Annotated in this window: 15 protein-coding genes; 9 read left to right on the top strand and 6 right to left on the bottom strand. The window is 61.2% G+C overall.

Translation table 11 applies throughout. The features are described 5' to 3' along the window. The first annotated feature begins 1 nt into the window (after position 1). From sitB to AAER43_RS05800, 3 genes are read left to right on the top strand one after another with little or no spacing between them, the layout of a single operon-like run. Positions 2-808: an iron/manganese ABC transporter ATP-binding protein SitB gene (sitB, locus tag AAER43_RS05790; protein WP_050863278.1), complete on the top strand. Its 807-nt coding sequence runs from the start codon at positions 2-4 to the stop codon at positions 806-808. Beyond that, positions 805-1662 carry an iron/manganese ABC transporter permease subunit SitC gene (gene sitC / locus AAER43_RS05795; protein WP_047626526.1) on the top strand — a complete coding sequence of 286 codons (858 nt, stop codon included), beginning with the start codon at positions 805-807 and terminating at the stop codon, positions 1660-1662. Before sitB ends, sitC begins: the two co-directional genes overlap by 4 nt. Then, the gene (locus tag AAER43_RS05800) at positions 1659-2498 is read left to right on the top strand and encodes a metal ABC transporter permease (RefSeq protein WP_023338157.1); all 840 of its coding nucleotides are present in this window, start codon (positions 1659-1661) and stop codon (positions 2496-2498) included. The genes sitC and AAER43_RS05800 overlap by 4 nt, the downstream gene beginning before the upstream one ends. On the opposite strand, the gene entD is transcribed toward AAER43_RS05800, so the two are convergent. Both entD and AAER43_RS05810 read right to left on the bottom strand, forming a co-directional pair. Further along, complete coding sequence (gene entD / locus AAER43_RS05805) at positions 2452-3126, bottom strand: enterobactin synthase subunit EntD (RefSeq protein ID WP_050863279.1); 675 nt, start codon at positions 3124-3126, stop codon at positions 2452-2454. The two genes, AAER43_RS05800 and entD, sit on opposite strands and share 47 nt — an antisense overlap. A gap of 59 nt (positions 3127-3185) precedes the next feature. Continuing rightward, positions 3186-5426, bottom strand: a complete 2241-nt coding sequence (locus AAER43_RS05810; protein WP_023332349.1) for a TonB-dependent siderophore receptor — start codon at positions 5424-5426, stop codon at positions 3186-3188. A gap of 145 nt (positions 5427-5571) precedes the next feature. Between AAER43_RS05810 and fes the strand changes: the two genes are divergently transcribed. The 3 genes from fes to entF are packed head-to-tail and all read left to right on the top strand — an operon-like array spanning position 5572 to position 10845. Next, positions 5572-6768 carry an enterochelin esterase gene (gene fes / locus AAER43_RS05815; RefSeq protein WP_050863280.1) on the top strand — a complete coding sequence of 399 codons (1197 nt, stop codon included), beginning with the start codon at positions 5572-5574 and terminating at the stop codon, positions 6766-6768. 10 nt (positions 6769-6778) lie between these two features. After that, complete coding sequence (locus AAER43_RS05820; protein ID WP_047344421.1) at positions 6779-6991, top strand: MbtH family NRPS accessory protein; 213 nt, start codon at positions 6779-6781, stop codon at positions 6989-6991. Beyond that, positions 6988-10845 (top strand): enterobactin non-ribosomal peptide synthetase EntF, encoded by a 3858-nt coding sequence (gene entF, locus AAER43_RS05825; protein ID WP_050863281.1) that lies wholly within the window; start codon positions 6988-6990, stop codon positions 10843-10845. Before AAER43_RS05820 ends, entF begins: the two co-directional genes overlap by 4 nt. A gap of 82 nt (positions 10846-10927) precedes the next feature. Here entF and fepC read toward each other — a convergent pair whose 3' ends face one another. Genes fepC through fepD form a run of 3 tightly spaced genes read right to left on the bottom strand, consistent with a single transcriptional unit; the run spans position 10928 to position 13712 of the window. Continuing rightward, positions 10928-11722: an iron-enterobactin ABC transporter ATP-binding protein gene (gene fepC, locus AAER43_RS05830; protein WP_050863282.1), complete on the bottom strand. Its 795-nt coding sequence runs from the start codon at positions 11720-11722 to the stop codon at positions 10928-10930. Continuing rightward, on the bottom strand, positions 11719-12711 hold the full coding sequence (gene fepG / locus AAER43_RS05835; protein WP_057057550.1) for an iron-enterobactin ABC transporter permease: 993 nt from the start codon (positions 12709-12711) through the stop codon (positions 11719-11721). Before fepG ends, fepC begins: the two co-directional genes overlap by 4 nt. Continuing rightward, on the bottom strand, positions 12708-13712 hold the full coding sequence (gene fepD, locus AAER43_RS05840; RefSeq protein WP_050863284.1) for a Fe(3+)-siderophore ABC transporter permease: 1005 nt from the start codon (positions 13710-13712) through the stop codon (positions 12708-12710). The genes fepG and fepD overlap by 4 nt, the downstream gene beginning before the upstream one ends. Positions 13713-13820: 108 nt before the next feature. Here fepD and entS point away from each other — a divergent pair, with 108 nt between their 5' ends. Further along, positions 13821-15056 (top strand): enterobactin transporter EntS, encoded by a 1236-nt coding sequence (entS, locus tag AAER43_RS05845; protein ID WP_014882948.1) that lies wholly within the window; start codon positions 13821-13823, stop codon positions 15054-15056. A gap of 83 nt (positions 15057-15139) precedes the next feature. Here the strand turns inward: entS and fepB are convergent, their stop codons facing one another. Next, positions 15140-16099 carry a Fe2+-enterobactin ABC transporter substrate-binding protein gene (gene fepB, locus AAER43_RS05850; RefSeq protein ID WP_014882949.1) on the bottom strand — a complete coding sequence of 320 codons (960 nt, stop codon included), beginning with the start codon at positions 16097-16099 and terminating at the stop codon, positions 15140-15142. A gap of 187 nt (positions 16100-16286) precedes the next feature. On the opposite strand from fepB, the gene entC reads away from it, so the two are divergent. Then, a complete protein-coding gene (entC, locus tag AAER43_RS05855) occupies positions 16287-17462 on the top strand; it encodes an isochorismate synthase EntC (protein WP_057057551.1) in 1176 nt (391 codons plus the stop codon). A gap of 9 nt (positions 17463-17471) precedes the next feature. Next, positions 17472-19082, top strand: coding sequence for a (2,3-dihydroxybenzoyl)adenylate synthase EntE (entE, locus tag AAER43_RS05860; protein WP_050863286.1), 1611 nt, complete (start codon positions 17472-17474; stop codon positions 19080-19082). Position 19083: the final 1 nt, after the last annotated feature.

A 19083-nucleotide genomic window follows, 5' to 3' on the forward strand; every position in this document is an offset into this window, starting at 1 on the left:
CATGCAGAAGGGGATTGTCGTAACCGATTTGACCGTGACCTACCGTAACGGTCATACCGCATTGCGTGATGCCTCGTTCAGCGTGCCGGGCGGTTCGATTGCCGCACTGGTCGGCGTGAACGGTTCCGGCAAATCTACGCTGTTTAAGGCGGTGATGGGCTTTGTACGGGCGGCAAGCGGCACGATCACTATTCTGGGATTACCGCCTCACCGGGCGCTCCGTCAGAACCTGGTCGCCTACGTGCCGCAGTCGGAAGAGGTTGACTGGTCGTTCCCGGTGCTGGTGGAAGACGTGGTGATGATGGGCCGCTACGGACATATGGGTTTTTTGCGTCGGCCAAAAGCGCAGGATCAGCAGATCGTCACCGACGCTCTGAAACGGGTGGATATGCTTGAGCTGCGCCATCGGCAGATTGGCGAGCTCTCCGGCGGGCAAAAGAAACGCGTGTTTCTGGCGCGGGCGATTGCCCAGCAGGGCGAGGTGATCCTGCTCGACGAGCCGTTTACCGGCGTGGACGTTAAAACTGAAGCCAGAATTATCAGCCTGCTGCGGGAACTGCGCGATGAGGGCAAAACCATGCTGGTATCGACCCACAATTTAGGCTCCGTCTCCGGGTTTTGCGATTACACGGTCATGGTCAAAGGTACCGTGCTGGCAAGCGGCCCGACGGAAACTACCTTTACCGCCGAAAATCTGGAGCGCGCCTTCAGCGGCGTGCTGCGCCACGTGGTGCTCAGCGGCTCTGAAGATCGCATTATTACCGACGATGAACGCCCCTTCGTGACGCACCGTCAGGAGGTAAAATGAGCGTATTTCTGGAACCCTTCGGCTACGAGTACATGCTGAACGCGATGTGGGTTTCGGCGATGGTGGGCGGGCTGTGCGCGTTTCTCTCGTGCTATTTGATGCTCAAAGGCTGGTCGCTGATTGGCGATGCGCTCTCGCACTCCATCGTACCGGGCGTGGCGGGAGCCTACATGCTCGGGCTGCCGTTTTCGCTGGGGGCGTTCCTGTCGGGCGGGCTGGCGGCGGGCAGCATGCTGTTTCTCAACCAGCGCAGCCGCCTGAAAGAGGACGCCATCATCGGGCTGATCTTCTCCTCCTTTTTCGGTCTGGGGCTGTTTATGGTCTCACTCAACCCGACCTCGGTGAATATTCAGACTATCGTCCTCGGGAATATCCTCGCCATTGCCCCGGAAGACATCGTCCAGCTGGCGATTATCGGCGTGGTGTCGATGCTTGTTCTGCTGTTCAAATGGAAAGATTTGATGGTGACCTTTTTTGATGAGAACCACGCCCGCGCCATCGGTCTGCGTCCTGAACGTCTGAAGATCCTTTTCTTTACCCTGCTGGCGGTTTCCACCGTGGCTGCGCTGCAAACCGTCGGCGCATTTCTGGTGATCTGTCTGGTGGTCACGCCCGGCGCGACCGCGTGGCTGCTGACCGATCGCTTCCCGCGACTGCTGATGATTGCCGTCGCCATGGGTAGCATTACCAGCTTCCTTGGCGCATGGGCGAGCTATTATCTCGACGGCGCGACCGGCGGTATTATCGTGGTCGCCCAGACGCTGCTGTTCCTGCTGGCGTTCGTCTTTGCGCCGAAGCACGGGCTGCTCGCCAGCCGCCGCCGGGCGCGTCAGGCGCAGGAGGTCCACCCATGATCGCGCTGCTCCTTGAACCCTTCCAGTTTGCGTTTATGAACAACGCGCTGCTGATTTCACTCCTGGTCGCCGTGCCCTGCGCGCTGCTGTCGGTTTTTCTGGTGCTCAAGGGCTGGGCGCTGATGGGCGACGCCATGAGCCATGCGGTGTTTCCCGGCGTCGTGCTGGCCTGGATGATGGGGCTGCCGCTGGCGCTGGGCGCATTCATTGCCGGTCTGTTCTGCGCGGTCGCCACCGGATACCTGAAAGACAATAGCCGCATCAAGCAGGATACGGTTATGGGGATCGTCTTTTCCGGCATGTTCGGTGCCGGGTTGATCCTCTACATCGCCGTCAAACCCGAGGTGCATCTCGACCATATTCTGTTCGGCGATATGCTGGGTATTAACGGGATGGACATTCTGCAAAGCGGGATTGTGGCGGGGCTGATTGCGCTGGTGATTGGCCTGAAGTGGCGGGACTTTTTGCTGTTCTGCTTTGATTATCAGCAGGCGCAGGCGAGCGGGTTGCGCACTCGCTGGCTGCACTATGGATTACTGTGCATGGTTTCGCTGACTATCGTGGCGACGCTGAAAGCGGTGGGGATTATTCTGTCGATTTCGTTGCTCATTGCGCCCGGCGCGGTGGCGGTGCTGATCACCCGGCGCTTCCACATGGCGCTGCTGGTGGCGGTAGCCGTTTCCGCGCTCGTGTCCGTAAGCGGCGTCTATGCGTCGTTTTATCTCGACAGCGCGCCTGCTCCGACCATCGTCGTGCTGTTCGCGGTCGTGTTTATCGTGACGTTTGTAGTCACCAGCGTGAAGGCCCGTCGACAGGAGAGTGTGACAGCAGGGTAATCGCCTGTTCGCCGTGCTGTTGCCAGTGAACGGTAAAGGCGGTGCCTTCGGGATAGCCCGCGCGCTGGCAGGTCAATGCCAGCGTAAGCGTCTTATCGACGAGCTGCGTGACGCGGGCGCTGTCAAATCCCATCCAGGCCTGCACCTGCGGAAAGAGGGCTTTGAACAGGCTCTCTTTGGCGCTAAACACCAGCGTCAGGGCGAGGGCGAACGGGTAACCCGAGCGGGAAAGGACGCTCTCTTCCTGCGCATCAATAATGCCGTCTTTGATTTCCCGGGCTTCGTTTTCGGGGAGGATCGTTTCGCAATCAATGCCGATAAGCGCAGGGTGTTCGCGCATAACGACAGCCATGGCCTGCGTGCTGATGTGGGTAATGCTGCCAGACACTCCCTGTGGCCAGAGTGGTTCCCCGCTGGGGCCGATGCCGGGTACGGTGTGGTCCGGTAAGGCATGCGCCGCGGCGATGCGCCCGGCAAGATGCTCGGCTTTGCGTTTGCGTCCGGCGTTTGAAAGCTCTGCGTGATGGGGAAGCCAGAGGAGATCGGCGTCGGTAAAAGTGGTGGGGGCGAAGGTGACGCGGTGAACGGTGCGGTCGGCGAGAATGAACGTGCTGTGGGTTGTGTGCATGGTTTTCCCTCACCCTGACCCTCTCCCCGGAGGGGAGAGGGAAGGTTTACTTCAGTGCCTTAAAAATGCGTATTCACACTCATATACCACGTGCGACCCGGCTCATTATACGTATACGCTCCCGCACCGTACATATACGCGCCGGTGGTGGCATTCCCCGTGGTTTGGGCATTACCCGCACGCCACTGGCGCTTGTCGAAGACGTTATCCACGCCGCCGGTCAGGCTGACGTTTTTGGTCACGTCCCAGGTCGCGCTCAGGCCAACGATGCTGTACGGGCTAACTTCGTCTTTCTCAGACCCGCTCACCGGTTCACCCTTGTAGTTGTATTTCTTCGGCTGCTGCTTGCCGTACCAGGTGAAGGTCGACTGCAGCGACACATCCTGATGCACCTGCCAGCTCAGGGTCGAGTTTAGCGTGTACTCCGGAATGATCGACAGACGGTCGCCGGTCTCCTTGTTCTTACTCTGCAGCATGTAAGTGATGTTATTGGTCCAGTTGATCGTGTCGCTGACCGGCACGTTCAGGGAGCCTTCCAGCCCTTCAACCACCGCTTTCGGGACGTTTTCCCACTGGTAAATATCCGTCTGCACCTTACCGGAAGAGGTGTGGCCAATTGGCGCATAGCCCGCTTCAATCTTGTCGCGGTAGTCGTTGCGGAACCAGGTCACGCCCGCCAGCCAGCCGTCGCGTTTCCACTCCAGACCGATCTCTTTGTTGATGCTGGTTTCGGCTTTCAGATCGTCGTTGCCCATCATGTAGCAGCCGACGCCGTCGCCGCTTGCGTAGCAACCCTGGCCTTTACTGTAGAGCAGATAGTTCGGGTTGGTCTGATACAGGCTTGGCGCTTTGTAAGCCCGCGCAATACCCATCTTCAGCGTGAAGTCATCCCCCAGACCTTGCGACAGGTTAAGTGACGGGCTCCAGTTATTGCCGACGATGGTGTGGTGATCGAAGCGCAGGGCAGGGGTCAGCATGGTGCTGTCGGTCAGCTCCATGTTGTTCTCCGCAAACAGGGAGAAAATCTCCGCCGAGGTGTACGGACTACGGTCGTTGCTCATGCCCGGAATGGTGCCGCCCTGCTGGGTTTGCGTGAAGGAGGTCGAATCCTTCATGCGCTGCTGGTTCCACTCGGTGCCCAGGGTCAGATTCTGGTTAACGAGGAAATCAATCGGCAGATTGATTTCGCTGTGCAGCATCACGTCGGCCAGATCGGTGTCGGTGAATTTATCGCTGTTAAACAGACCTTCCGTCCCGCCAGCCAGCCCTTCGCCCAGGCGGGAGTTGCGGGTGTGTTCGTACTGCGCCCAGTTGCTGGTGGTAATGCCGTTATCCCAGCCGCCGTTCCAGGTCACCGCGAAATTCTGGCGATAAATACGGTTGGTCTCTTTGCCGTAGTTTTTCTTCACCAGCGCGTTGTCGTTATTGGTGTTCTGCGTGTCGCCCGCATAAAGGTTGTTCTGGCGGCTATAGCCTGCTTCAAACTCCAGGGACTGCATGGGGGCGAAGTCCCAGCGCACGACGCCGTTGATGTCTTTGTTCTCTACACCTTCACGACCTGCGGGCAGGGTGTTGGCGTAGGCGCCGGTACGGTCAGACTGATGGCCCTGGTTGATGTCCCACGCGTCGGCCTGGGTTTTGTCCAGGTTACCGAACATGCGGAAGCTGAAATCGCCGCCCAGCGGGCCGCTCAGGCTGAAGTTGGTGCGCTTAGTGGAACCTTCATCTTTATGTTCCGGCGCATTCAGGTAGGTGTTCCAGGAGCCGTGCCACTGGTCGTCGAATTTTTTGGTGATGATGTTGACCACGCCACCTGCCGCGCCGTTGCCGTAGCGGGCGGCCGCCGGACCACGGATCACTTCGATGCGCTCGATCATCTCCGGCGGTACCCAGCCGGTATCGCCCCGGGTATCACGCTCGCCGCGCCAGCCCAGACGGATGGAGTTACGGCTGGTAACCGGTTTACCGTCGATCAGGATCAGGGTGTTTTCCGGGCCCATGCCGCGGATATCAATCTGACGGTTATTCCCGCGCTGGCCGCTGGTGGAGTTACCAGTGAGGTTCACGCCCGGCATGGTGCGGATGATTTCCGACACGTCGCGCGCGGGCGGGTTTTTACGGATCTCATCGGCGGTGATGGTCGACACGCCCGGTGCCTGCAAATTTTGCTCGGCGGCGGTGATCACCATCGTGTCTTCGTGCTGCGCGGAGGCGGCGTTGTCGTCTGCCATGGCGGGCAGCGCGACGCCATAAATCCCTAAATTGACCAGCAAGGCCAGAGAGTGAATCTTCTTATTCATTGTACGTCCCGCTTTTATGGTTATTCATGAACGCGCTTCCCACAGCGCGGGCATTACGCTATTGCAAATGCAAATAGTTATCAATAATATTATCAATAAAATTTGTCCTGAAACAAAAAAGACTGTTAAACATGAGGTTATAAGGGTGACGGCGTTAACAACGGGCAGTGAAGCGTGGTGGCAGTCGAAAAGTGGGCCTGACTTGAAACCTGAAAACGGTAAATTTCGCGTCACGTTCTGGTGGCGCGATCCGAACGGAACGCAGACGTCGTCACCGATTAAAAACGTCTGGCTCAATATCACCGGCGTGACAGATCACCATCAAAATGCCCGTCCGCAGTCCCTCAAACGCATCCCGGATACCGACGTCTGGCAGTGGGAGGGAGAGTTCAGCCCCGCGTGGCGGGGGAGCTACTGTTTTATCCCTTCCGTGAATGAAAACGATTTTGCCGACGCGGTGTTTGAAGGCGAGAGTCCGGACCGTATGGCGCTGCGCGAAGGCTGGGGTAAACTGCTGCCGCATGCGGTTTCCGACCCGCTTAACCCGCAGAGCTGGCGCGGTGGTCGTGGTCATGCCGTTTCGGCGCTGGAAATGCCGGGCGCACCCGTTCAGCCAGGCTGGGATCGTCCTGATACGCCCCACCACGCGCCGGTCTGCATCGATTGGGAAAGCGCACGCCTGAAAAACCGCCGCCGAGTCTGGATTTTTACCACCGGGGAGGAAAACCCCGAGCGCCCGCTGGCGGTGCTGCTTGATGGCCAGTTCTGGGCCGAAAGCATGCCCGTCTGGCCCGCGCTGGCCGCGCTTACCCGTGAAGGCAAACTGCCCCCGGCGGTCTATGTCTTAATTGATGTGATTGATACCGCACACCGCAGCCGCGAGCTGCCCTGCAACCCCGATTTCTGGCTGGCGGTGCAGGAAGAACTCCTCCCACACATACAATGCATTGCCCCCTTCAGCGACCGCGCCGACCGTACCGTGGCGGCGGGTCAGAGCTTCGGCGGCCTTTCCTCCCTTTATGCGGGCCTCAACTGGCCGCAGCGCTTTGGCTGCGTGCTCAGTCAGTCCGGTTCCTACTGGTGGCCGCACCGCGGCGCACAGCAGGAGGGGCTACTCATCGGGCAGCTTAAAGCGGGTGAAAAAACCGCACGCGGACTGCGCATCGTCCTTGAGGCCGGGCGCAACGAACCGCTTATCTTCCGCGTGAATCAGGCGATTTACGCCGAATTGCACGCGCAGCAGGTTTACTGGCGTCAGGTTGACGGCGGACACGACGCGCTTTGCTGGCGCGGTGGGCTGACGCAGGGGCTGATGACCCTCTGGCAGCCGCTTATTCAATAACGGAGTCTGTATGGAATTCAGCAATCCTTTCGATAATCCGCAGGGACAGTTTGTCATTTTGCAAAACGACCAGGGGCAGTACAGCCTGTGGCCGCAGCAGTGCGAATTGCCCGCGGGCTGGCGCGTGGTATGCGAAGCGCAGTCTCAGGACGTGTGCCAGCAGTGGCTGGCGGAACACTGGCAGACGCTTGAGCCGTCGTATTTTGCGGGGGAAAACGCATGAGCCGTCTTACGCTTGTCGCCGCCCAGCCGGGTATCTGGATGGCGGAGCAGCTGTCCGCGCTGCCAAATGCCTGGAGCGTGGCGCACTACACTGAGCTCAAGGGCGATATCGACGCGCCGTTGCTGGCAAAAGCCATTGCTGAAGGCATGATGCAGGCCGATACCCTGCGGATGCGTTTTGCCGAAGATAACGGTGAGGTATGGCAGTGGGTGGATGAAACCGTCATGCTGCCGGAAACGTCCATCATTCGCGTGGACTCTCATGATGCCGCCGTGGCGCTGATGGAAGCCGATCTCAACCAGAACCTGCGCGTCGACAGCGGTCAACCGCTGGCGTTTCATCTGCTGATTCAGGTGGGGGAAGAACGCTGGTACTGGTATCAGCGTTATCATCACTTAGTGGTGGATGGCTTCAGTTTCCCGGCGATTACCCGCCAGATTGCCGCCATTTATGCCGCATGGAAAAAGGGCGACCCCACGCCGCCTTCTCCTTTTTCACCCTTCGCCGAGGTGGTGGAAGAGTATCAGCGCTATCGTGAAAGCGAGGCGTATGCACGCGACGGTGGCTTCTGGGCAGTGCAGCGCAGACAGCTTCCTCCTCCGGTCTCTCTTTCTTCCGCGCCGCTGCCGGGGCGCGCCGCGACAACTGACATCCTGCGCCTGAAAATCGTCGCCGACAGCAGCGCGTTTAGCCAGATTGCGCAGGCTGCAGGGCAGGCTCAGCGTACCGATCTGGCGCTTGCGCTGGTCGCGCTGTGGCTGGGCCGCCTGACCGGGCGTCTGGACTACGCCGCCGGGTTTATCTTTATGCGCCGCATGGGCTCCGTCGCGCTGACCGCAACCGGACCGGTGCTCAACGTCCTGCCGCTGGCGGTGAATATCGATCCACAGGAGAGCCTGCCTGGGCTGGCGCTGCGTCTGGCGAGCCAGCTGAAAAAAATGCGCCGCCATCAGCGCTACGACGCGGAGCAAATTCTCCGCGACAGCGGTAAGGCGGCGGGTGATGAAGCCCTGTTTGGCCCGGTGCTGAACGTTAAGGTGTTCGATTATCAACTGGAACTCGACGGCGTAGAGGCCATCACCCACACGCTGGCGACCGGACCGGTGAACGATCTCGAGCTGGCCTTGTTCCCGGACGAGCAGGGCGGATTAAGCATTGAAATTCTCGCCAGCAAACAGCGTTACGATGAAACAACGCTGAAGGGTCACGTCGCGCGCCTGAACGCGATGCTGGTGCAGTTTGCCGCTAACCCGGACCTGCGATGTGGGGAAGTGGAAACCGTGTCAGAGCAAGAGTACGCGCAGCTTGCGCGCATCAATGACACCGGGCTGGCGCTACCCTCCACCACGCTCGCGGAGCTGGTGGCGGAACAGGCGAGCAGGACGCCGGACGCCCCCGCGCTGGCGGATGCGCACATCGAGCTGAACTACCGCCAGATGCGCGAGCAGGTGGTCGCGCTGGCAAACCTGCTGCGTGCGCGCGGCGTGAAGCCGGGCGACAGCGTGGCGGTGGCCCTCCCGCGTTCGGTATTCCTGACGCTGGCCCTGCACGGCATTGTGGAAGCCGGCGCCGCGTGGTTACCGCTGGACACCGGTTACCCGGACGACCGCCTGCGGATGATGCTGGAGGACGCAAAGCCGTCCCTGCTGATTACCACCGATGAGCAGCTTCCGCGCTTTAGCGAACTGCCCATCGCTTCGTTTAGTTACAACATGCTTTTGCCTGCTGCGGGTACTGAGCCTCTGCGCGTGGCGAAACCGGAGCAGACGGCGTACATCATTTTTACCTCGGGTTCAACCGGGCGTCCGAAAGGGGTGATGGTTGGGCATACCGCCATCGTTAACCGCCTGAAGTGGATGCAGAACCACTACCCGCTGACAGCGAATGACGTGGTGGCGCAGAAAACGCCGTGCAGCTTTGACGTCTCGGTCTGGGAGTTCTGGTGGCCGTTTATCGCCGGGGCGAAGCTGGTGATGGCCGAGCCGGACGCGCACCGGGACCCGCAGGCGATGCAGAGCTTCTTCGCCCGGTATGGCGTCACGACGACCCACTTTGTGCCGTCGATGCTGGCGGCGTTTGTCGCCTCGCTGACGCCGGAAAACGTCGACTGCTGCAGGACGCTTAAGCAGGTGTTCTGCAGCGGCGAAGCGCTGCCGACCGGGCTGTGCCGCGAGTGGGAACAGCTCACCCGTGCGCCGCTGCACAACCTCTACGGCCCGACCGAAGCGGCGGTGGACGTGAGCTGGTATCCGGCGTTTGGCCCTGAGCTGGCGGCCGTTGAAGGCAATAGCGTGCCGATTGGTTTCCCGGTGTGGAACACGGGGCTGCGCATTCTGGATGCACTGATGCGCCCGGTGCCGTTCGGCGTGGCGGGGGATCTGTATCTCACCGGCATTCAGCTGGCGCAGGGATATCTGGGGCGTCCGGATCTCACCGCCAGCCGCTTTATCGCCGACCCGTTCGCGCCGGGCGAGCGGATGTATCGCACCGGTGACGTCGCCCGCTGGCTGGATAACGGGGCGGTAGAATATCTGGGCCGCAGCGATGATCAGCTAAAAATTCGCGGCCAGCGTATTGAGCTGGGCGAAATCGACCGGGCGATGCTGTCGCTGCCGGACGTGGCGCAGGCCGTGGCGCATGCCTGCGTGTTCAACCAGGCGGCGGCAACGGGGGGCGATGCCCGCCAGCTGGTGGGATACGTTGTCTCCGAATCCGGTTTACCGCTGGATCGCGATGCGCTGCTGGAATCGCTGAAGGCGCAGCTTCCGCCGCATATGGTGCCGGTGGTGCTGCTGCAACTCAGCGCGCTGCCGCTCAGCGCGAACGGCAAACTCGACCGCAAGGCGCTGCCGCTGCCGGAGTTGACCAGCAAAACCACCGGACGCGCGCCGAAAACGGACACCGAAATCGCCGTGGCGCAGGCGTTTGCCGCGCTGCTGGGTTGCGAGGTGAACGATATCGAAGCCGACTTCTTTGCCCTCGGCGGCCACTCGCTGCTGGCGATGCGGCTGGCGGCGCAGCTCAGCCGCACGTTCGCCCGCAAGGTCACGCCGGGGCAGATTATGGTCGCCTCGACGGTGAGCAAGCTCAGTGCGCTGCTGGACTTAAAAATGAACGACGAGCAGGCGCAGCGTCTGGGGCATGAAGCCGTTCTGCCGCTGCGTGAAAGCGATGGCCCGACGCTATTCTGCTTCCATCCGGCGTCCGGTTTTGCCTGGCAGTTCAGCGTCCTGGCGCGCTACCTCAGCCCGCACTGGTCTATCACCGGCATTCAGTCTCCCCGACCGGAAGGGCCGATGCAGCAGTGTGCGGATCTGGATGGGGTGATTGATCATCACCTCAATACGCTGCGTAAGCAGCAGCCGCAGGGGCCGTATTATTTGTTCGGCTATTCCCTCGGCGGCACGCTGGCGCAGGCTATTGCCGCTCGTTTGCGCGCGCAGGGTGAAGAGGTGGCGTTCCTTGGCCTGCTGGATACCTGGCCACCGGAAACCCAGAACTGGGCGGAGAAAGAGGCCAACGGCCTGGACCCGGCAGTGCTGGCGGAAATTGAGCGCGAGCGGCAGGCGTTTATCGCCGCGCAGCTGGGGCAGGGCAGCAGTGAGCTGTTTGGCGCCATCGAGGGCAACTACGCCGATGCGGTGCGCCTGCTCACCACGGCGCACAGCGCGCGGTTTGACGGCAAAGCGACGCTGTTTGTCGCCGAGCGCACGCGCACGATGGATCCGCAGATCGCCTGGGCGCCGTGGGTGGCGGAGCTTGAGGTGCATAGCCAGGATTGCGCCCACGTGGATATCATTTCGCCGCAGGCGTTTGAGAAGATTGGGCCGGTGTTGAGGGAAATGTTGGGATAGTGCAAATGCCCGGTGGCGCTGTGCTTACCGGGCCTACGGGAGCTGAATGTAGGCCGGGTAAGGCGTAGCCGCCACCCGGCAGTTACCGCCGACCCAATGGCACCACCAGCGGCGTTCCCGCCACCGGATCGTCAATAATCATGCAGCGCATACCGTAGATCTGCGCGATCAGATCCGGCGTGACAATCTCCTTCGGCGCGCCCTGCGCCACAATCTCACCGTTGCGCAAGGCAATCAGATGCGTCGCGTAGCGGCACGCCTGGTTCAAATCATGGAGCACCGCCGCCAGCGTATACCCTTGGGTGCGGTTCAGCTCGCTCAGCAGCTCCAGCAGGTCAATTTGATGGCTGATATCCAGCCACGTTGTTGGCTCGTCCAGCAGCATGATGGAGGTTTCCTGCGCTAACACCATCGCAATCCACGCGCGCTGGCGCTGGCCCCCGGAAAGGGTGTCGACGCTTTGTTGGGCGAGAGCGGTAATCCCCGTCGCCTGCATCGCGCGGTTTACCGCTTCATCGTCCTCTTTACGCCAGCGGGTAAACAGCGGCTGGTGCGGATAGCGCCCGCGCGAGACCAGTTCCTGCACCGTGATGTCCCCCGGCGTGGTGGCGTTTTGCGCCAGCAGTCCGATGCGCCTGGCCACCTCTTTGCTGGCGAAGCGCTGGATCTGCTCTCCGTCCAGAAACACGCTGCCCTCAACCGGGGTCATCAGGCGGCTTAGCGTGCGCAGCAAGGTTGATTTGCCGCAGCCGTTCGGGCCGATAATCGCCGTGAAGTGGCCGTCCGGAATAGCGACGGTTAAATCACGGGCAATGATTTTTTTGCCGTAGCCAAGGGTAAGGTTTTCGCCGCGCAAGCGGGTTGTTGTGTCTGTCATTTCTTGCGTGACTCCTGAACGAGCAAGACGATGAGGTAAATCCCGCCGAGGCTGACGGTTACCACGCCCACCGGCAGTTGATAAGGCATAAACAGTCTCTGGGTGCAGAGATCGGCGGCCAGTAGTAACAGCGATCCACACAGCGCCGCCTGGGTTAATCCCCAGCGCGCGGTGCCGCTAAGACGCCGGGCGATGTGCGGGGCGACAAGCGCAATAAAGGATATCGGCCCGGCGATGGCGGTGGAGGCGGCGGTCAGTAATACGGCCACCAGCATCAGCATCAGGCGCGAGCGCTCAACGCTCACGCCCAGCGCGCAGGCGCTGTCGTCGCCCATCTCCAGCAGCCGCATGCGGCGCACCAGCAGCAGCGCGCCGATAAACATCAGCAAAATCAACGGCGCGGCGGGCCAGGTTTTGCCCCACGTCAGGCCGTTGAGTGAACCGGCATACCACAGCCCGGCGGAGATCGCGGTGTCCAGCGAGGCCTGCAGTAACAGCCAGGTGTTAAAGGCCATCAGCATGGCGCGCACGCCAATACCGATGATGATCAGGCGGAAGGTATCGATGCCGTTGCGCCAGGCAAGCAGCCAGATAACCAGCGACGTCAGAATACCGCCCGCCATCGCCGTAAAGGTGATGGCTGTCAGGTGCTGGCCGAACAGCACCATCGCCACCAGTACGCCACTCCAGGCTCCGGTATTCAGGCCCATTACGTCCGGGCTGCCGAGCGGGTTGCGCATCAGCGACTGGAAAATCGCGCCGCTGACCCCGAGCGCTGCGCCCACCAGAATCGCCATCGCCACCCGCGGCAGTCGCCATTCGGTGACCACCAGGGTGATATTGCGCGGGGCGCTGCCCGTGAGGGCGTGGAAGACCTGCACGAAATCGAGCGTGACCGCACCGCTTTGCAGGCTCCAGACCGCCAGCAGAACCGTGGCGATAACCAGCAGAGATACGCTGGTTATTAAACGACGGGACAGAACACTCATGCGCCACCTCCGCGTCTGCGTCGTACCAGGACGATCAGCACCGGCGCGCCGATAAAGGCGCTGACCACCGAAACGCGCAGTTCGCCTGGCACCAGTAGACGGCCGAGCACATCGGCAAACAGCAGCAGGGCCGGGGTGGCAAGCAAGGTGACCGGCAATGACCAGCGGTGATCGGCCCCCACCAGCCAGCGTGCCATGTGCGGCATCATCAGGCCGATAAAGGCAATCGGGCCGACTATGGCGGTCGCGCAGCCGCACAGGACGGTGATGGCTAGCAGGCCAACCAGCTGCGTGCGCGCCACGCGGTTGCCGAGTGCGGTCGCGGTGTCGCTGCCAAGACTGAGGCTGTTGAGCGCCCGGCTTAACAACAGCGCCACGGCGGCGGCGATAATGACCGGGAGCGCCACCACTTTCAGCGTGTCGAGAGTACGGATATCCAGCGAGCCGGCCTGCCAGAAGCGCAGCTGGTCGTAGACGTCCGGGTTGAGCAGGGCGATGCCGTTGGATAAGCCTTCCAGCACCGCTGCGAGCGCTACGCCAGCCAGCGTCAGGCGTACCGGGCTTAGCTGTCCACCGCCCTGGCTGCCGGTAAACGCGACCACCAGCGAGGCGGCCAGCGCGCCGCAAAAGGCCATCACCAGTTGCTCAGAAGGTGACGTCAATCCGAACAGCGCCGCGCCGAGCACGATGGCAAAGCTGGCGCCAGAGTTCACGCCGAGAATACCGGGGTCCGCCAGCGGGTTACGGGTGAGGGTTTGCATCAGGGCCCCGGCAAGACCGAGGGCACCACCGGCCAGCAGTCCGGCGAGGGTTCGGGGCAGACGAGCGTCGAGCACGATAACGCAGTCGGCGCTCTGGCAGCTTCCGGAGAGCGCATCGACAATAACGGATGCGGGCAGGGATTTCGCGCCAACCAGCAGACTGAGTGCAATCGCAAGGATCAACAGCAGCAATAATACGGGCACGGCAATGGCGCGCACCGCAGAAGAGGAAAACGACATAGCAACATCCATGATTTGATAATGATAGTGATTATCGTTATCTATCTTATTTGGCTATGTTAGCATGTGCGCCCATGGAATGGGTAGAAATAGACTCAAGGCTTTGTCATGAATCAAAAATCCTGGCTGCTCAACCTCAGCCTGCTCAAAACGCACCCGGCGTATCGCGCCGTTTTTATCGCGCGCTTTATCTCCATTTTGTCCCTCGGGCTGCTCGGCGTGGCGGTGCCGGTCCAGATCCAGGCCATGACGCACTCCAGCTGGCTGGTGGGGTTATCGGTTACGTTAACCGGCAGCGCAATGTTTATCGGCCTGATGGTCGGCGGCGTGCTGGCGGACCGCTACGAGCGTAAAAAACTGATCCTGCTGGCGCGCGGCACCTGTGGCGTGGGCTTTATCGGGCTGTGTATTAACGCTTTGCTGCCGGAGCCGTCGCTGATGGCAATTTACGCCCTGGGGCTGTGGGACGGTTTTTTTGCCTCACTAGGCGTGACGGCGCTGCTGGCGGCGACGCCTGCGCTGGTGGGGCGTGAGAATCTGATGCAGGCGGGGGCGATCACCATGCTTACCGTGCGCCTCGGCTCGGTGATTTCGCCGATGGTGGGTGGCCTGCTGCTGGCCACCGGCAACGTGGCGTGGAACTACGGGCTGGCGGCGGCGGGAACCTTCATTACCACGTTGACGCTGCTGCGCCTGCCGTTGCTGCCACCTCCGCCGCAGCCGCGTGAGCATCCGCTGAAGTCCCTGATGGCGGCCATTCGTTTTCTGTTCAGCAACCCGCTGATTGGCGGCATTGCGCTGCTCGGTGGTCTGCTGACCATGGCGAGCGCGGTGCGCGTGTTGTACCCGGCGCTGGCGGGCGAGTGGCAGATGAGCGCCTCGGAAATCGGTATTCTCTACGCCGCCATTCCGCTCGGCGCGGCGTGCGGCGCGTTGACCAGCGGTCATCTGGCGCAGAGCGCGCGTCCGGGGCTGATTATGCTGCTTGCCACGCTGGCCTCGTTTGTTGCCATTGGCTTCTTCAGCCTGATGCCGGTGTGGGCGCTCGGGGTGATGTGTCTGACGATTTTTGGCTGGCTGAGCGCCATCAGCTCGCTTTTACAGTACACCCTGATCCAGACCCAGACGCCGGAGGGGATGCTCGGGCGCATTAACGGTTTGTGGACCGCGCAGAACGTGACGGGGGATGCGATCGGTGCGGCGATCCTTGGCGGACTGGGAGCCGTCATGAGCCCGGTGGCCTCGGCGAGCAGCAGCGGGTTAGTGTTAGCCGTTGTTGGCGTGATTTTATTGGCGGTTTTGGTGGAGTTGCGTCGGTTCAGGCAGGAGAGTGCTCCGGTGTGATTTGCCGGGTGGCGGCTGCGCCTTACCCGGCCTACATTTTGCACCCGTAGGCCCGGTAAGCGAAGCGCCACCGGGCGCAGTTATTACCTGAAAATTGCCTCTAAACGCTGTAACACCAACATCGCGCTGTAATAATCCAGGCGGAACGTCTCCGTTCCCAGCGCCCAGACGCGCTTGTTCTGCACAGCTGGCAGATGCGCCAGCAGCGGGTTGGCGTAGATCGCATCCACGTCTTTCTGGTCGCCGGCAAAGACAAACAGCCCTTCGCCGTTTAGCCCCGTCGCCAGGTTTTCCCCGCCCAACTGAATAATGTCGTGGCGTTTCCCCTGGCTTTTCGAGGTATGCAACCCGGCAGGCAGGTCCGCCAGCGTAAAGCCCAGCTGGTGCAGAAGCTTGCCCTGGGCCGATTCCGTGGTCCACAGGTTCGCCGTGTGTGCGGCGGCGGTATAGACGATGGCGTTCACTGGCTGCGGCGGCAGCGTCATCTGCTGCTTCACCTGGGCGAGCTGTTCATCAAATGCGGCAATGCGCTCGGCGGCCTGCTTTTCGTGTCCGGTCATCGTGCCCAGCTGCGTCAGCAGTTCCTGCCAGCTTTTGTCGTCGTAGTTGATGATAAGCGTGGGCGCGATGGCCGAGAGCTGATCGTACAGCGCCAGCGCCGAATCCCCGCCGGTGGCGCTGATCAAAATCAGATCCGGCATTTGGGCGGCCACCGCCTCTGCGCTGGGTTCACCAATATACAGCCGCGCAACCTTACGCTGTTTCGCAATGTCTCCCCACTGGCGCAGGAAACCCTGCGCATCCGCGACGCGGTTATTCGGCGTGGTCGCACCGCTGGCGATAACCGGCGCATCAATTGCCAGCAGGGAGCCGGTCAGGGTCACGCTGGTGGAGACAATGCGCGTCGGTTTGTGCTCAAGGGTATGAACGCCACGGCTGTCGGTGACCTGACGCGGCCAGTCGGCGGCAATCGATGAGGTAACGCCTAAAACAAATACGCCTGTTAAAAAAAGGGCATTACGGAAAAGGGCGGGAAGATTCACAGCTCGGCATCCTGTTTTTGTTGAAGATAATGCTTCTCATTTTCATGGTTGCCGGGAAGGGATGCAAGCGTTTGTCGCATAAGTTATTTGTCCGACGGTTGACAGCGGGGCGCTGTGGGATTAGGTTAGCCGACGAAAATATAAATGATAATCATTATTGCTTCTTTTATCGTTTGTGGAGGATGATATGGACACGTCCCTGGCTGAGGAAGTTCAGCACACCGCGACCACGCTGCCATCAGACAGCTTTTTCTTTATGTCGCCTTACCGCAGTTTTACCACCTCCGGCTGTTTTGCCCGCTTCAGTGAACCCGCCGTCGGCGGCGACGATCCGGCAGGTCACTTCCAGCAAAAATTAGCCCAGGCTTTCCGGAATGCGAAAGCCAGCGGCATTGCCCATCCGGTGATGGTGGGTGCCATTCCCTTTGATACCCGCAAGCCGTCGTCGCTGTTTATTCCGCAACGCTGGCAGACCTTTTCCCGTCCTGCGCGTCAGCAATCCGCACGTTATTTCTCCGGTTCACAGGCGCTGAAGGTGCAACAACGCACCGAGATCCCTGCGCAGCCCGTGTTTGAAGAGATGGTCGCGCGTGCAGCGTCGCTCACCGCCACCCCGCGGGTGAACAAGGTGGTGTTGTCGCGCCTGATTGATATCGCGGCTGACAAAAAGCTGGACAGCGGTGCCCTGATGGAGCGCCTTATCGCCCAGAATCCGGCCAGTTTTAACTTCCACGTACCGCTGGAGGACGGGGGCGTGCTGCTCGGCGCCAGCCCGGAACTGCTGCTGCGCAAAGAGGGCGCGCACTTTAGCTCGCTGCCGCTGGCAGGCTCCGCGCGTCGTCAGCCGGACGATGTACTGGATCGCGAGGCGGGTAATAAGCTGCTGGCGTCCGAAAAAGATCGCCACGAGCACGACCTGGTCACCCAGGTGATGAAAGCGATTCTGGAACCGCGCAGCCATCACCTGAGCATGCCGTCTTCTCCGCAGCTCATTACCACGCCAACGCTGTGGCACCTGGCAACGCCGGTGGAGGGCGAGGCGCGTGAAAACGAGAACGCCCTGACGCTGGCCTGCCTGCTGCACCCGACCCCGGCCCTGAGCGGCTTCCCGCATCAGGCGGCGAAAGCGCTGATTGCCGAGCTGGAACCGTTTGATCGCGAGCTGTTCGGCGGCATCGTCGGCTGGTGCGACAGCGAAGGGAACGGCGAGTGGGTGGTGACCATCCGCTGCGCGCGGCTGCATAAAAATACCGTTCGCCTGTTTGCTGGCGCGGGCATTGTGCCTGCCTCCTCTCCGGTGGGCGAATGGCGTGAAACCGGTGTGAAGCTTTCCACCATGCTCAACGTGTTTGGTTTGCACTAAGGAAGACTGATGACCATTCCCTTTACCCGCTGGCCGGAGGATTTTGCCCGTCGCTACCGAGAAAAAGGCTACTGGCAGGATCTGCCGCTGACCCACATCCTGACGGACCATGCGGACAGCGATGCCGTGGCGATTATCGACGGCGATCGGCGTATCACCTATCGTAACTTTAATCAGGCGGTGAACAACCTCGCGTCCGCACTTCAGGCGCAGGGGCTGCACCGTGGCGAGACCGCACTGGTACAGCTCGGCAACGTGGCCGAGTTCTACATGACCTTCTTTGCGCTGCTGCAAATCGGCGTCGCGCCGGTCAACGCGCTATTTAGCCATCAGCGCAGCGAACTGAACGCCTACGCTATGCAGATCAAACCCGCCGTGCTGATTGCCGATCGCGATCACGCGCTGTTTGCGGACGATGATTTCCTCAACACCTTCGTGGATACGCATCGGTCGGTACGCGTCGTGCTCCTGCGCGGCGATAAGGGCGAACACGCCCTGGACGCGGCGATTGCCCGCCCGGCGGACAACGTCATCCCGAACCCGACGCCCGCCGATGAAGTGGCCTTCTTTCAGCTTTCCGGGGGGAGCACCGGCACGCCGAAACTGATCCCGCGCACGCACAACGATTACGACTACAGCATCCGCCGCAGCAACGAGATTTGCGGCATTACCGCGAAGACCCGTTATCTGAACGCGCTACCCGCAGCACATAACTACGCCATGAGTTCGCCGGGATCGTTAGGCGTTTTCACGGCGGGTGGCTGTGTGGTGTTAGCGAGCGACCCGAGCGCCACGCTCTGCTTCCCGTTAATTGAGCAACATCAGATCAACGTCACCTCGCTGGTGCCACCGGCGGTCAGCCTGTGGTTGCAGGCGATTGCCGACGGCGCGGGGAACGCACAGCTTAAATCTCTCAAGCTCCTGCAGGTGGGCGGTGCGCGCCTTTCCGCCACGCTTGCCGCGCGCATTCCGGCGGAAATCGGCTGTCAGCTTCAGCAGGTATTTGGCATGGCGGAAGGGCTGGTGAACTACACCGCGCTCGACGACGCGCCGGAACGCATCATCAATACCCAGGGCCGCCCGATGTGTCCGGACGACGAAGTGTGGGTGGCAGATGAACACGGCAATCCGCTGCCGCGCGGGGAAGTCGGGCGTCTGATGACGCGCGGGCCGTACACCTTCCGCGGCTATTTTAACAGCCCGGAACACAACGCCAGCGCTTTCGACGCTGAGGGTTTTTACTGCTCCGGCGATCTGATCGCCATCGACGAGCAGGGTTACATCACCGTGCAGGGGCGCGAGAAAGATCAGATCAACCGCGGCGGAGAGAAGATCGCCGCGGAAGAGATCGAAAACCTGCTGCTGCGCCATGAGTCGGTGATCCACGCCGCGCTGGTGAGCATGGAGGACAGCCTGCTGGGCGAAAAGAGCTGCGCGTATCTGGTGGTGAAAAAGCCCCTGCGCGCGGTCGAGGTGCGCCGCTTCCTTCGCGAGGAGGGCGTTGCCGAGTTTAAACTGCCGGACCGCGTGGAGAGCGTGGATGCGCTCCCGCTGACGCCGGTCGGCAAAGTCGATAAGAAACAGTTGCGCCTGTGGCTGGCTGAACGGGCACAGGGCTGAG

This window comes from Enterobacter sp. FUJ80071, assembly GCF_038739915.1.
In the GTDB taxonomy this organism is placed as follows: Bacteria; Pseudomonadota; Gammaproteobacteria; order Enterobacterales; family Enterobacteriaceae; genus Enterobacter; species Enterobacter kobei.